We start from the raw sequence: 13,825 nt of genomic DNA on the forward strand, positions 1-13,825 counted from the left end.
CCGATGTATTCGGCCTGTTCCTTGGAGAGCTCGGAGAGGTGGGCGCCGATCTTGTCGAGATGCAGCTTGGCGACCTTCTCGTCCAGGTGCTTGGGCAGCACATAGACCTGACGCTCGTAGTTCTCGTGGTTCTTCCACAGCTCCATCTGGGCCAGCACCTGGTTGGTGAAGGATGCGCTCATCACGAAGCTGGGATGGCCCGTGCCGCAGCCCAGGTTCACCAGACGGCCCTCGGCCAACAGGATGATCTTGTGCCCGTCCGGGAACTCGATCTGGTCCACCTGCGGCTTGATCGACTGCCACTTCAGGTTCTTCAGCCCCTCGACCTGGATCTCGTTGTCGAAGTGCCCGATGTTGCAGACAATCGCACGGTCCTTCATGGCCCGCATGTGGTCCACCGTGATGACATCGGCGTTGCCCGTGGCGGTGACGAAGACGTCCGCCTTGGGGGCAGCCTCTTCCATGGTCACCACCTCGAAGCCTTCCATCGCCGCCTGCAGGGCGCAGATCGGATCGATCTCGGTGACCATCACGCGCGCCCCGGCATGACGCAGGGACTCCGCCGAGCCCTTGCCCACGTCGCCGAAGCCGGCCACGACAGCGGTCTTGCCCGCCATCATCACGTCGGTGGCGCGGCGAATGCCGTCCACAAGGCTCTCGCGGCAGCCGTACTTGTTGTCAAACTTCGACTTGGTCACCGAGTCGTTCACGTTGATCGCCGGGCACTTCAGCGTGCCCGCCTTGGCCATCTCGTAGAGACGCAAGACACCCGTGGTGGTCTCCTCCGAGATGCCCTTCACATCGTCCATGATCTCAACATACTCAGGCCGGTGCAGCATCTCGGTCAGGTCGCCGCCGTCGTCCAGAACCATGTTCGGGCGCCAGCCGTTCGGGCCCTCGATGGTCTGCTTGATGCACCACTCGTATTCCTCCTCGCTCATGCCCTTCCAGGCAAAGACCGGAACGCCAGAGGCCGCAATCGCCGCCGCCGCCTGGTCCTGCGTCGAGAAGATGTTGCACGACGACCAGCGCACCTCGGCGCCCAGCGCCGTCAGGGTCTCGATCAGAACACCCGTCTGGATCGTCATGTGAAGACAACCGGCAATCCGCGCGCCCTTCAGCGGCTGCGATGCCGCATACTCCTCGCGCGTCGCCATCAGGCCCGGCATCTCCGTCTCCGCTATCTCAAGCTCAAGACGACCCCAGTCCGCCAGGCTGATGTCCTTTACCTTGTAGTCGTCGAAGTTGGCTTCTTTCTTTACAGTACTCATGTGTAAGTCTCTTTATCCCTTGATTAATCCGTTTGCCTGGGTGCACCGAAGCGGCGGCCGGATTGCCCGACCACCGCTTCAGGAGTGCATGCCTCTACGGCCTTACTCGGCGGCCATCAGGCCGGCGTCGTTGGCCAGGGCTTCAGCCTTGTCGGTGCGCTCCCAGGTGAAGTCCGGATCGTTGCGGCCAAAGTGGCCGTTAGATGCGGTCTTGCGGAAGATCGGACGACGCAGGTCCAGATCTTCGACAATGGCCTTCGGACGCAGGTCGAAGTGCTCGCGAATGAGCTTTTCGATCTGGGTCTCATCGATGCGGCCGGTACCGAAGGTGTTCACGTGAATGGACATCGGCTCGGCCACGCCAATGGCATAGGCGATCTGGACCTCGCACTTGTCGGCCAGGCCAGCAGCGACGACGTTCTTGGCGACGTAGCGGGTGGCGTAGGCGGCCGAACGGTCAACCTTGGTGGAGTCCTTTCCGGAGAAGGCACCGCCGCCGTGACGGCCCATGCCGCCATAGGTGTCGACGATGATCTTGCGACCGGTCAGGCCACAGTCGCCAACCGGGCCACCGATCACGAAACGACCGGTCGGGTTGACCAGATAGCGAGTCTTGTCGCTGATCATGTGCTTCGGCAGGGCCGGCTTGATGATCTCTTCGACCACGGCTTCCTCGAGGTCCTTGTACTCGACATCGGGGTCATGCTGCGTCGAGAGAACCACCGTATCGATATGTGTCGGCTTGTCGTTCTCGTAGGCCACGGAGACCTGGGACTTCACGTCCGGGCGCAGCCAGCTGATCTTGCCTTCCTTGCGCACGATGCTCTGACGCTCGGTCAGCTTGTGCGACAGCAGGATGGGCAGCGGCATAAGCTCGTCGCTTTCGCGGCAGGCATAGCCGAACATCATGCCCTGGTCGCCAGCACCCTGGCTGCGATCCAGGCCGGCGCCCTCGTCGACACCCTGGGCAATGTCCGGGCTCTGCTTGTCGATGGACAGCAGGACGCCGCAGGTGTTGCCGTCATAGCCCAGCTCGCTGCGGTCATAACCGATGTCGAGAATGGTATCGCGTGCGATCTGGGTGTAATCGACTGTCGCATTCGCGGTGATTTCCCCGGAGAGAATGCAAAGGCCGGTGTTCACCAGCGTTTCGCAGGCGACGCGAGCGGCCGGGTCCTGCTTCAGAATTTCATCCAGAACGGCGTCGGAGATGTTATCGGCCAACTTGTCCGGATGGCCGGCACCGACGGATTCAGAAGAAAAGATATATTCCTTGGGCATCAGGGATCCCCTTTCTGTAGTTGCACTATGTTGTTCGCGATGAACCGCGATAAAAAATCGTCCGGGCCGCACAAACCTGGCAGCCCGGACGTGTTGTCTGGGCAATCAACCTCAGTGAGGTTTGGTTGCCAGGAAGAATTCCCAACCAATCTTGTTCGCGTTGCCGGAATCGACCCAGAACTTCAGGGCATCGGATGTCTTGTCGACGACCTGCTTGCCGATGCGGCGCTCGAATTCCTTGCGGCGAGTCTCGAGCTGAGTGCGGACCCAGTCATATGTCGGGGCTACATTCTCGGACCAATCGGCGTGGTGGGCCAGTGAAAAACCGGCCTTCTTCAACGCATTCATGTAGTCATCTGTATCCCACATGTCGGGCGATTTGACACGGTCATAAATCTTCTCGCGGTCCTCCTGGGGCGTGCCGTTACGAACCAAAAGGTCCGTGAAGACAAGCGTACCGCCGGGTTTGAGCACTCTATAAGCTTCCTCGATCACGCGCCCCTTGTCGACGGCATGCAGGAAGGCTTCCTGGGACCAGTAGCTTTCGAAGCTGTTGTCCTCGTACTGGAGATCGTGGAAATCGGCCCATTCAAAGGATACGAGCTCGTCGAGTCCTTCCTTGGCGGTCAACTCGCGGCCGTGGGCGAGTTCACGATCGGAAATGTTCGTCGCCAGAACTTCGCAGCTGAAGCGACGCGCCAGGAAGCGGGCGAGTGCTCCATAGCCGCAGCCCACGTCCAGGACCCGATCATTCGGACCAAGTGTGACGCGCTCTGCCATCTGCTCGTTTGAGCGGACCATCGCGTCGATCAGGCTATCATCGGGGCTTTCAAAGTAGCCGATGTGGATGTTCTCACCCCAGATGTCGCGGTAGATCTCATCCGCGGCGCCGTCATAGTAGGCTTTCGTTTCGCGAACGATCTTACCAATATCGGTATCCATAAATACCTCCGTTATTCAGGCTTCAGTGACGCAGTTCAAAAATGCGTCTTACTTGGCCTTGATGGCGACCTGCTGAATGAAGTCGACTTCATTCGTCTTGTAGGGTTTTGTGAAGTCGCCGTAGCTTTCCACATCCTTGAACCCGGCTTCCTTCATGGTTTTCACCATGTAGTTGTAGCGCAGCGGGAACAGGTTCAGGTGGTACTTGCTCTTGTCGGGGTAGGTATATTCGAAGCGCATAACCTGCGGAGAAATCTCCACCGGACGGGCGTCGACATTATCACCAGTGTAATAGAACTCGTGCTTGGTGGAGAAGCCTTCGTCCAGGATGCGATCATAATTACGGTGGTCCAACACCAGGATTCCACCTGGACGCAGGGCCTTGAACATGGCCTCCAGGGCTTCCACGCGCGCTTCATGCTCGAACAGGTGCGAGAAGGCGTTGCCCAGGCAGAGCAGGGCGTCGAAGGATTCCTCGCCATAGTGATCGGCAAGTTCGCGCCAGTCGACGACAGCGATGTCTTCCAGATCGGCATTGTGTTGCTTGGCGTTGCGCTTGGTCTGCTCGATCATGTTGGCAGAACCGTCGGTGGCGACAACATCCAGGTCGGTGTTCAGCGCCAGGGTCACGGCATGATAGCCGGTGCCGGTCGCAATGTCTGCCACGCGCTGGCAATTGTGTTGTTCGAGAAGCTTTTCAAAGAAACCGGCTTCCCCTTCCTGACGGCCTTCCCAGCCAATCAGGTCATCCCAACGCGATGCGAATTCCTCTGTATACTCGTGCTTGTAGTGTTCGTTATGCATGATTGCTCCCTCGGTCTTGTGCGTCCCGATAATGGGCGCACTTCTCAAAGCTCACGGTCGTGAGCATTACGATAAATTTTGCGCAAAACCGGAATCGTCGCTGATAAAACCAGTTAAATCAGCGGTTCAATTTCTACTCGAATAAGTAAAAACCTGTTCAACGATTTCCTAGTCGAGTCCTCTGAACTCTAAAAGCGAGTGTTTCAATAGAGCAGTGATTGCCTAAGTCGCTTCGAGGATATGTACGTCGTTCATAAGACATAGATGATTTTCGGTGATACTTGCAACCCCCTAGCCGAAGTTTTTTTGCTTAAAGCGTCATCCGTGTCGCAAACAGACATGTTTTCGGGCTGCACAAGCGCTTGTCATCTCTGGTGAATCTCTTGACCTTCCAGTTGGTGGAAGGGGCATATGCTGTGCAGTTCATTCATCGACGACGTCGCGAGCGCCAGGATTTTTGTTTCCACTGCGACATCCTTCATCAAGGAGCGACGTCGTTTAGAAAGAGAGCATGAAGCCATGATCTGCCCACACAGTCACAGAAACGACAGGGAATCGATGGAAACCGTACATTCACATGAGAATTGCTGTCGTGAAAGCGACAATGGGGTTTCTGGAAGCGACGTGACCGACCCGGTTTGCGAAATGTCCGTGAATCCCGAAACAGCGAAACACAGTTCCAGCTATCAGGGGGTAACCTACTATTTCTGCTCTGGGCGCTGCCTGGAAAAATTCCAGGCCGCTCCGGAAGACTATCTTGATCCCGACAAGCGCCGGAAGCGGGAGGAAGCCGTGCCGGCTGGTACGATCTATACCTGTCCGATGCATCCGGAAGTTCGGCAAGAGGGGCCGGGCAACTGTCCTGAATGCGGCATGGCGTTGGAGCCGGAAACGGTCAGCCTGGATGATGGTCCGAATCCCGAGCTCATCGACATGTCGCGTCGTTTCTGGGTGGCCTTTGCGCTGACCCTGCCTCTGGCGGTGGTAGAGATGAGTGCACACCTGCTTGGCCTGGAACTTTTAGCGCCACAGCTTTCGATCTGGATGCAGGTCGTATTGGCGACACCGGTGGTGCTGTGGGCAGGGTGGCCTTTCTTCCTGCGTGGCTGGCAGTCGATCAAGGCACGCAGTCTGAACATGTTCACGTTGATTGCCATGGGAACGGGTGTGGCCTGGCTCTACTCAATGGTGGCGGCTTTCCTGCCCGGCCTCTTCCCCGAGGTCTTCCGCAATGAACACGGCTTGGTGGCCGTCTATTTCGAGGCGGCAGCCATGATCATCACGCTGGTGCTGCTGGGGCAGGTGCTTGAGCTCAAGGCGCGTGAGCGAACTTCTGGAGCTCTGAAAGCCTTGCTGGGACTGGCTCCCAAGACGGCGCGCCGTGTCAGGGATGGACAGGACGAGGAGGTCGACCTGGAAGACATCCAGGTGGGCGATCATCTGCGGGTTCGACCCGGTGAAAAGGTTCCGGTCGACGGGCGCATTCTGGAAGGTACAGCGACACTGGATGAATCCATGGTTACCGGCGAGTCGCAGCCGGTCAGCAAGCAACCCGGCGACCCTCTGGTAGGCGGTACTGTGAATCGAAGCGGCTCACTGGTCATGGAGGCCGAAAAGATCGGGCGTGATACCCTGCTGTCGCGAATCGTACAGATGGTGGCCGATGCCCAGCGCAGCCAGGCACCAATCCAGAGGCTGGCAGACAAGGTTTCCGCCTGGTTCGTGCCCACCGTCATCGCAGTTGCGGTGGTTGCCTTTGTCGCCTGGTTCCTGGTCGGACCTTCCCCCGCCTTCTCGCATGGCCTGATTGCAGCAGTCAGCGTGCTGATCATTGCTTGCCCCTGCGCCCTGGGCCTGGCCACACCCATGTCCATCATGGTCGGTGTGGGGCATGGCGCCGGTGCTGGCGTGCTGATACGCAACGCAGAGGCGCTCGAGCGCTTCGAAAAGGTGGATACGCTCGTCGTGGACAAGACAGGCACTCTGACCGAAGGGCGCCCGCGTGTGACGCATGTCGAGGCTCTTTCCGAGGCGAGCGAGGAAGAGATCCTGGCCCTGGCGGCAGGATTGGAGCGTGCCAGTGAGCACCCCCTGGCTTTGGCGATCCTCCAGGCGGCACAGGATCGCGGCCTGGACACCCAGGAGCCGAAAGCCGTGGATGCGCCTTCCGGACGGGGAATCGTGGGCGAGCTTGCCGGCAGGCGGGTTGCCCTCGGCAATCGCATGCTGATGCAGGACGAGGAGGTCAGTCTTGGGGAAGCAGAACCGCGCGCGGACTCCCTGAGAGCCGATGGAGCAACCGTCATCTACATGGCTCGCGATGGACAGCTGCTTGGCTTGCTGGCCATAGCCGATCCGATCAAGGAGACTACGGCGGAGGCCATAAGCACCCTACGCCAGGCCGGCCTGCGGATTGTCATGCTGACGGGCGACAACACGCGGACGGCACAGGCGGTCGCACGGCAACTGAATATCGATGAAGTGAAAGCCGAAGTCCTGCCTGAACAGAAGAGCGAAGTCGTCGCGCAATTGCGCCAGGAAGGCCGTATCGTCGCCATGGCGGGCGACGGCGTGAACGACGCACCGGCCCTGGCCATGGCAGATGTCGGTATTGCCATGGGAAGCGGCACGGATGTGGCCATGGAAAGTGCCGGTGTGACACTGGTGAAGGGGGATCTGAGGGGCATTGTGCGGGCACGCCAACTCTCACTGGCGACCATGCGCAATATCCGCCAGAATCTGTTCTTTGCCTTCGTCTACAACTCTCTGGGCGTGCCGATTGCGGCCGGGGTGCTCTACCCCTTCATCGGGCTGTTGCTCAGTCCGATCTTCGCCGCGGCGGCCATGGCGCTCTCTTCGGCTTCGGTCATTGCCAACGCGCTGCGGCTCAGACGTCTGCGTTTCGAGTGAAAGCGGCCGAGTGACTCCGTCCGGAGATCCCGGGCGGGGTCACTCGAAGGCTTCTTCCCAAGTGCCGCGCGTGGCCGCCTTGGAATATTCAGTGGCCCTGTTCTCGAAGAAGTTGGTGTGCTCCATGCCGTTCAGCATTGCGTCCAGCCAGGGCAGGGGGTTCTGCTCGATGCGGTAGATGGGCTGCAGGCCAAGCTGGGAGAGCCGGCGGTCGGCAATGTAGCGGATATAGCGCTTCACCTCATCGGCCGTCAGTCCCTCGATATCATCCAGTTCGAAGGCCAGGTCGATGAAGGCATCTTCGTGGGTGACGATGGTCTCGCAGGCGCGATAGAGCTCGCGTTCCAAGCCCCCTTCCCAGACTTCCGGGTTTTCCTCCACGAAGGTGCGGAACAGCTGGATGATGGAAGCGGTGTGCAGGGATTCATCGCGTACCGACCAGGAGACAATCTGGCCCATTCCCTTCATCTTGTTGAAGCGTGGGAAGTTGAGCAGGATCGCAAAGCTGGCAAAGAGCTGGAGACCTTCCGTGAAGCCGCCGAAGACGGCGAGAGTCAACGCAATGTCCCGATTCGTCTCCACCCCGAAGTGCTGCATATAGTCGTACTTGTCGCGCATCTCCTTGTAATGAAGGAAGGCGCTGTACTCCGTCTCCGGCATGCCAATGGTGTCGAGCAGGTGACTGTAGGCTGCAATATGGATGGTTTCCATGTTCGAGAAGGCCGCCAGCATCATCTGCACTTCCGTCGGCTGAAAGACACGCGAATAGTGCTTCATGTAGCAGTTGTTCACTTCCACGTCGGACTGCGTGAAGAAGCGGAATATCTGGGTCAGGAGGTTGCGCTCGGCCTGGGTCAGGTTGCGCTGCCAGTCCTTGACGTCGTCAGCCAGCGGTACTTCCTCTGGCAGCCAGTGGATGCGCTGTTGGGTCAGCCAGGCGTCATAGGCCCAAGGATAGCGGAAGGGTTTGTAGATCGGGTCGGATTTCAGAAGCGACATGGAATGACTTTCCCGGTTCGGCTTTGCAAGTGGCCGTATGATGAGAGGGCGTGGCCTGCTATTGGCAGGACAGGCATTCCTCGTAATCGATGTTGCCGTCCTGGGCGGCCGGCTTATCCTCTCCATTCACCTTGCCCTGCAGGGGAACCATTGCGCCAGACATCAGGCCCATGGCCGATTCCGCGCGCTGAACCGAGCGCGAGCGGCAGTAGTAGAGGCTCTTAACGCCCCGCTTCCAGGCCATGAGGTGTATCTGGTGCAGATCGCGCTTGTGCACGTCGCCCGGCAGGAAAAGATTCAGCGACTGGGCCTGGCAGATATAGGGCGCCCGGTCACCGGCCAGTTCGATCAGCCAGCGCTGGTCCAGTTCGAAAGCGGTCTTGAAGACGTCCTTCTCGTGATCGTCCAGGCGGTCGAGATGCTGGACCGAGCCGTTGTTCAGCGTGATCGAGCTCCAGGTTTCCTCGTCGTTGAGCCCGCGTTCTTCCAGCAAGGCCATGAGGTGCGGATTTCGGACATTGAAGGAGCCGGACAGCGTCTTGTGGGTGAAGGAATTGCCGGCTGTGGGTTCGATGCCCGGAGACGCGCCGCCGCAAATGATGGAGATGGATGCTGTCGGCGCGATGGCCATCTTGTTCGAGAAGCGTTCTATGATCCTGTGTTCGGCCGCGTCGGGGCAGGGGCCGCGCTCTTCGGCCAGCTTGCGGGAAGCGGTGTCGGCCTGTTGCCGGATGTGCTTGAAGATGCGCTCGTTCCACACCTTGGCCATGACGCTTTCCCAGGGGATGCGGTTCTTCTGCAGGAAGGAGTGGAAGCCCATCACCCCCAGACCTACGGAACGTTCGCGCTGGGCTGAGTAGCGCGCACGGGCCATGCTGTCCGGTGCATTCTGGATATAATCTTCCAGGACATTGTCCAGGAACCGCATGACGTCCTCGATGAATCCCTCCTGGGTATTCCATTCCTCCCAGGTCTCCAGATTCAGCGAGGACAGGCAGCAGACGGCTGTGCGGTCGTTGCCCAGGTGGTCGATGCCCGTGGGCAGGGTGATCTCGCTGCAGAGATTGGACATCTTCACGCTGAGACCTGAGCGCTTCTGGTGCTCGGGAATCGCGCGATTCACGTGGTCGGAATAGATGATGTAGGGCTCGCCCGTTTCGACCCGGGCGGTCAGGATGCGGATCCAGAGCTGGCGCGCGGATATCCTGCGGATCACGGATCCGTCCTTCGGACTCTTCAGGGCCCAGTCCTCGTCGTCCGTGACCGCGCGCATGAAGGCGTCGGGAATGGTGATACCGTGATGCAGGTTGAGCGCCTTGCGGTTGGGGTCGCCGCCGGTGGGGCGGCGCAGTTCCACGAATTCCTCGATCTCCGGATGGTCCACAGGCATGTAGACGGCTGCCGAGCCACGGCGCAGGGAGCCCTGGCTGATGGCAAGAGTCAGGGAGTCCATGACGCGGATGAAAGGGATGACGCCGCTGGTCTTGCCGTTCATGCCGACCTTCTCGCCGATGGAGCGCAGGTTGCCCCAATAGCTTCCGATTCCGCCGCCTCGGGCAGCCAGCCAGACGTTCTCGTTCCACAGGTCGACGATACCGTCCAGGGAATCGCCGGCTTCGTTCAGGAAGCAGGAGATCGGCAGGCCGCGCTTCGTGCCTCCGTTGGAGAGCACCGGCGTGGCCGGCATGAACCAGAGTTTCGAGATGTAATCATAAAGCCTCTGGGCATGGGGGGAGTCGTCCGCATAATGGGCAGCCACGCGGGCGAAGAGATCCTGGTACGATTCGCCGGGCAGCAGGTAGCGATCCACCAACGTTGCCTTGCCGAAAGCGGTCAGGCGGGCATCGCGGTCGCGTTCCATCTCCACAGTGATACCCCGGTCGTTCTGAAAGCGATCGCGAATGGAATCATCCGGAAGAAGCTCCTCGGTGGTGGAATGGACGGCGTCCTCGACTGGCCCCCGGGGACTTTCGTCGTGGGAGGTGTTCCCTGCGGCGGCCCCTGCGCTTGCATCTGTCCCCATCTTGTCCACAGGTTCGGCGGACTCCGTGTTTGCCCGTCTCGCCTGCAATACTGCCGCGCCGTCCATTCCAGTCTCCATTTGTCCACAAGCTGTGAAAAGTTGACCTGTGCGCAAAATATTGCGCATTCCCCCAGCCAACCCACCAAATCTAGCAGAAGCGTATTTTCTGTCTATTGGAACATATCAGGAACATATTTTCGAGGGCAAGCCTGTGGCCAAGAGGGAACAGTCCAACTTGAGGCGACTCGTCACGGCGCCGTAAGCAGAGTGGTATGTGTGGACGTTACTTTCTTCTTTCCCCTGCGGAGCGTCTGCGAGAGCTTTTTCGCTTGGCAGATTTGCCGCAGCTTCGTCCCAGGGCCAATATTGCGCCGGGGAGCACCATTCCAGCTTTTCGCAATGAAGAGGGCCAGGGGCTGTCCTTCTTCGCGCCACAGTGGGGTCTTGTTCCCGACTGGGCAAAGGACGGGGAAATGGCCTTGCGCCTGAAGAACGCGCGCTGCGAAACGGCGCCTGAGAAACCGGCCTTTCGGGAGGCCTGGCAGCGGCGTCGTTGTCTGATCCCGGCGGACGGTTTTCTGGAATGGTCCGAAGGGCGTGGCCCGAAACAGCCCTATGGCGTGCGTCATTGCGCAGGCGACTTGCTGGTTTTTGCGGGGCTCTGGGAGCGCTGGTACGATCCTGCGGAAACGGCGCCGCGTGCCCTGGAAAGCTGTACCATCCTGACGACCGCCGCACGCGGGGCATTGCGAACGGTCCACCATCGCATGCCGGTCATACTCCAGCCCCGTGAGTTTGAACACTGGCTCGACCCGGCAACTTCAAGTGCGCACTTGATGCAATTGGTGGATCGTTATCCCGAGGATGAGCTTGTGATCGACGCCTTTCCGCAGGCACTCAACGATTCACGCGTGGAGGACCCTTCACTGCTGCGGCCGGTTCCACAGGAAGACACGGTCCCATTGCAGGGATCACTCTTTTAGATTGACCGGCTGATAGTCGGTTTGATCCGGGCGTCCCGGGGCGAAAAGCCAAACCGGGCGGCGTGGTGCCTCAACACTGTCGAGGCGAATGTCGGGCAGGGCCAGCAACGAACTGGAAAGCGTACCGAACCCATTCTCCAGAGAAAAGCACATTGCGGCTGAGTCCTTCTCGCCGGAAGAGACCTCGGTAGCGGCCAGGAGGCTTTGCCAGTCCTGCCAATCGTTGTTCTCCGGCTCGGGCCGGGTGGCGGCACGGAAACGAGGCAGGTAACGGCGGATTCGTCCACTGGAGGTGTCGTTCAGATCAAAAGCGCTCAGCATCGACAGGCCCGGTGGAAGTGGAAAAACCTCGATATCGGCATCCTCGGCGTCACTGTGACGTATCCAGAAGGCGTCCAGTGCATCGGCCACCACCAGATTGAAACTGCGGTAAGCGCGCGGGTCCAGATCGGCAAGGGCATCCGCAGCGGCAGTAGCTTCGGCATGATCCAGGGCCTCCAGGACCAGTTCGCCGCGGCTGCGCCGGTCCGGGGAAGGGCCGAGACTGCCATAGCGATTGAGCACGGCCGCCATCAGGCCGTCGTCGTTCACTCCCATCCAGGCGCCATCGGACTGCAGATCCTGTCCGGCAACCACGTGAGGACGGTCGGGCCAGTGGCGGCCAGGGGGCTTCCAGGGGCGGTCCTGCATCTCGTCGCGGTTGGCTGCGACCAGGATGGGCCAGTCGTGGCCCGGTGCGCGATCGATGACGAGAGTGCACATAGTCGAAAATCCATTTTCTGCTGGCTATTCACCTATCGGGTCCGAAACGCTATAACGGCGCTTCCAGATACATAAAGCGGGAAGGCCGTGATTTCGACAGCTTCCCCGGCCCGCAACAGTGAAAGGCAGACATTCATGAGTTTCAGTGACCGCCAGAAGGCTTTCGAGGACAAGTACAAGCATGATCAGGAGCTTCAGTTCAAGGTTATGGTGCGCCGGAACAAGCTTCTTGGCCTTTTCATCGCGGAATTGTTGGGCCTGACCGGGGAGAAAGCGGAAACCTATGCCCGCGATGTGATCAGCACGGATTTCGAGGAGCCGGGCGACGAGGATGTCGTGCGCAAGGTCATGGCCGATATCCAGAACAGTGACGTCGATTTTTCCGAGCATCGCCTGCGCAAGAAGATCGATGAACTGACGTCTGTGGCCAAGCAGCAGATCATGTCCGAATAGGCAACTTCGGCGGCCGATCAGGCATGAGAAAGGGGCGGATCCAAACGGGGTCCGCCCCTTTTTGTCGAATCCTCCTCAGCAAAACAGGGGTTATGCTTCGTCGAAAACCCGTCGAAAGATCGTGTCCACATGCTTGGTGTGGTAGGCAGGGTCGAACAGGGATTCCAGGTCATCATCGGAAATGGCGACCTCGGGGTCTGCTTTCAGCAGATCCAGGAAGTCTGCCTGCTCTTCCCATACCTTCATGGCATTGCGCTGGACCACGGCGTAAGCATCCTCACGGCTGAGTCCGGCCTGGGTCAGGCCCAGCAGAACCCGCTGTGAGTTCACGAGACCGCCCAGCAGGTCCAGATTGCGCTGCATGTTTTCCGGATAGACTAGAAGTTTCTCGATGACCCCGGCCATGCGGTTGAGGGCAAAGTCCAGGGTGACCGTGGCATCCGGGCCGATCATGCGCTCGACGGAAGAGTGCGAGATATCCCGTTCGTGCCAGAGGGCCACATTCTCCATGGCGGGTGTAACGGCCGAGCGCACAATCCGGGCCAGGCCCGTAAGGTTCTCGGTCAGGACGGGGTTGCGCTTGTGCGGCATGGCCGAAGAGCCCTTCTGGCCCGGCGAGAAGAATTCCTCGGCTTCTCGGACTTCAGTGCGCTGCAGGTGGCGGATTTCCACCGCCAGGTTTTCCATGGACGAGGCAATCACGCCCAGCGTCGCGAAAAAGGCGGCATGGCGATCACGCGGTATGATCTGTGTGGAGACAGGTTCGGGCACCAATCCCATCTTCTTCGCCACATACTCCTCCACAAAGGGATCGATATTGGCAAAGCTGCCAACGGCGCCGGATATGGCGCAGGTGGCGATTTCGCTGCGGGCCTGTTCCAGGCGCGCGCGATTGCGGGCAAAAGCGGCATAGTGACTGGCCAGTTTCAGGCCAAAGGTCACAGGTTCGGCATGGATGCCATGGCTGCGGCCCAGGCAGACGGTGTGCTTGAATTCGTAGGCCCGCTTCTTGAGGGCCTCCAGCAAGCGGTCCAGGTCGGCCAGCAGGATGTCCGTTGCGCGGGCAAGCTGGATGGCCAGACAGGTATCCAGCACGTCCGATGAAGTCATGCCCTGGTGCAGGAAGCGGGCCGGCTCACCCACGTGTTCGGCGACGTTGGTCAGGAAGGCAATGACATCGTGCTTGGTTTCTTGCTCGATCTCGTCAATGCGCTGCACTTCGAAAGCGCCCTTGTCCCAGATGGCTTTCGCGGCCTCCTGGGGAATGATGCCCAGCTCTGCCATTGCATCACAGGCATGGGCCTCGATCTCGAACCAGATGCGGAACTTGGCTTCAGGTTCCCAAAGGGCGGTCATTTCCGGGCGGCTGTAGCGGGGGATCATGGTTGCGTGTCCTG

At 59.7% G+C, this 13,825-nt stretch carries 11 protein-coding genes; 3 read left to right on the top strand and 8 right to left on the bottom strand.

Annotation, left to right across the window (positions count from 1 at the left end; translation table 11 throughout):
• From ahcY to G502_RS0115185, 4 genes are all read right to left on the bottom strand, one after another.
• The coding region (gene ahcY / locus G502_RS0115170; protein WP_022729531.1) for an adenosylhomocysteinase at positions 1-1,271 on the bottom strand (1,271 nt) is incomplete at its 3' end.
• Between the two features lie 102 nt (positions 1,272-1,373).
• A complete protein-coding gene (metK, locus tag G502_RS0115175) occupies positions 1,374-2,555 on the bottom strand; it encodes a methionine adenosyltransferase (RefSeq protein ID WP_437123812.1) in 1,182 nt (393 codons plus the stop codon).
• A gap of 108 nt (positions 2,556-2,663) precedes the next feature.
• Entirely contained in the window at positions 2,664-3,494 is an 831-nt protein-coding gene (locus G502_RS0115180) for a methyltransferase domain-containing protein (RefSeq protein WP_026989548.1), read from the bottom strand.
• Between the two features lie 48 nt (positions 3,495-3,542).
• On the bottom strand, positions 3,543-4,298 hold the full coding sequence (locus G502_RS0115185; RefSeq protein ID WP_026989549.1) for a class I SAM-dependent methyltransferase: 756 nt from the start codon (positions 4,296-4,298) through the stop codon (positions 3,543-3,545).
• A gap of 558 nt (positions 4,299-4,856) precedes the next feature.
• On the opposite strand from G502_RS0115185, the gene G502_RS20595 reads away from it, so the two are divergent.
• Positions 4,857-7,208: a heavy metal translocating P-type ATPase gene (locus tag G502_RS20595; RefSeq protein ID WP_022729533.1), complete on the top strand. Its 2,352-nt coding sequence runs from the start codon at positions 4,857-4,859 to the stop codon at positions 7,206-7,208.
• Positions 7,209-7,247: 39 nt separating this feature from the next.
• Here the strand turns inward: G502_RS20595 and G502_RS0115195 are convergent, their stop codons facing one another.
• Positions 7,248-8,207: a ribonucleotide-diphosphate reductase subunit beta gene (locus tag G502_RS0115195; RefSeq protein ID WP_022729534.1), complete on the bottom strand. Its 960-nt coding sequence runs from the start codon at positions 8,205-8,207 to the stop codon at positions 7,248-7,250.
• A gap of 58 nt (positions 8,208-8,265) precedes the next feature.
• Positions 8,266-10,068, bottom strand: coding sequence for a ribonucleoside-diphosphate reductase subunit alpha (locus G502_RS20600; protein WP_051152322.1), 1,803 nt, complete (start codon positions 10,066-10,068; stop codon positions 8,266-8,268).
• A gap of 434 nt (positions 10,069-10,502) precedes the next feature.
• Between G502_RS20600 and G502_RS0115205 the strand changes: the two genes are divergently transcribed.
• Positions 10,503-11,213: an SOS response-associated peptidase gene (locus G502_RS0115205; protein ID WP_022729536.1), complete on the top strand. Its 711-nt coding sequence runs from the start codon at positions 10,503-10,505 to the stop codon at positions 11,211-11,213.
• Here the strand turns inward: G502_RS0115205 and G502_RS0115210 are convergent.
• Entirely contained in the window at positions 11,202-11,975 is a 774-nt protein-coding gene (locus G502_RS0115210) for an NRDE family protein (protein WP_022729537.1), read from the bottom strand. The two genes, G502_RS0115205 and G502_RS0115210, sit on opposite strands and share 12 nt — an antisense overlap.
• A 135-nt stretch (positions 11,976-12,110) precedes the next feature.
• Here G502_RS0115210 and G502_RS0115215 point away from each other — a divergent pair, with 135 nt between their 5' ends.
• Positions 12,111-12,428: a DUF1476 domain-containing protein gene (locus tag G502_RS0115215; RefSeq protein WP_022729538.1), complete on the top strand. Its 318-nt coding sequence runs from the start codon at positions 12,111-12,113 to the stop codon at positions 12,426-12,428.
• A 90-nt stretch (positions 12,429-12,518) separates the two neighbouring features.
• On the opposite strand, the gene purB is transcribed toward G502_RS0115215, so the two are convergent.
• Positions 12,519-13,811: an adenylosuccinate lyase gene (gene purB, locus G502_RS0115220; protein ID WP_022729539.1), complete on the bottom strand. Its 1,293-nt coding sequence runs from the start codon at positions 13,809-13,811 to the stop codon at positions 12,519-12,521.
• Positions 13,812-13,825 lie beyond the last annotated feature (14 nt).

Origin of the sequence: Fodinicurvata sediminis DSM 21159 (assembly GCF_000420625.1) — a bacterium.
Lineage (GTDB): Bacteria > Pseudomonadota > Alphaproteobacteria > Kiloniellales > DSM-21159 > Fodinicurvata > Fodinicurvata sediminis.

Excerpts from the sequence above, each read along its gene's own strand:
- G502_RS0115180 (WP_026989548.1), bottom strand. The coding sequence starts at position 3,494 with ATGGATACCGATATTGGTAAGATCGTTCGCGAAACGAAAGCCTACTAT.
- G502_RS20595 (WP_022729533.1), top strand. The coding sequence starts at position 4,857 with ATGGAAACCGTACATTCACATGAGAATTGCTGTCGTGAAAGCGACAAT.
- G502_RS0115195 (WP_022729534.1), bottom strand. The coding sequence starts at position 8,207 with ATGTCGCTTCTGAAATCCGACCCGATCTACAAACCCTTCCGCTATCCT.
- G502_RS0115205 (WP_022729536.1), top strand. The coding sequence starts at position 10,503 with ATGTGTGGACGTTACTTTCTTCTTTCCCCTGCGGAGCGTCTGCGAGAG.
- purB (WP_022729539.1), bottom strand. The coding sequence starts at position 13,811 with ATGATCCCCCGCTACAGCCGCCCGGAAATGACCGCCCTTTGGGAACCT.
- G502_RS20600 (WP_051152322.1), bottom strand. The coding sequence starts at position 10,068 with ATGGAACGCGACCGCGATGCCCGCCTGACCGCTTTCGGCAAGGCAACG.
- G502_RS0115210 (WP_022729537.1), bottom strand. The coding sequence starts at position 11,975 with ATGTGCACTCTCGTCATCGATCGCGCACCGGGCCACGACTGGCCCATC.
- G502_RS0115185 (WP_026989549.1), bottom strand. The coding sequence starts at position 4,298 with ATGCATAACGAACACTACAAGCACGAGTATACAGAGGAATTCGCATCG.
- G502_RS0115215 (WP_022729538.1), top strand. The coding sequence starts at position 12,111 with ATGAGTTTCAGTGACCGCCAGAAGGCTTTCGAGGACAAGTACAAGCAT.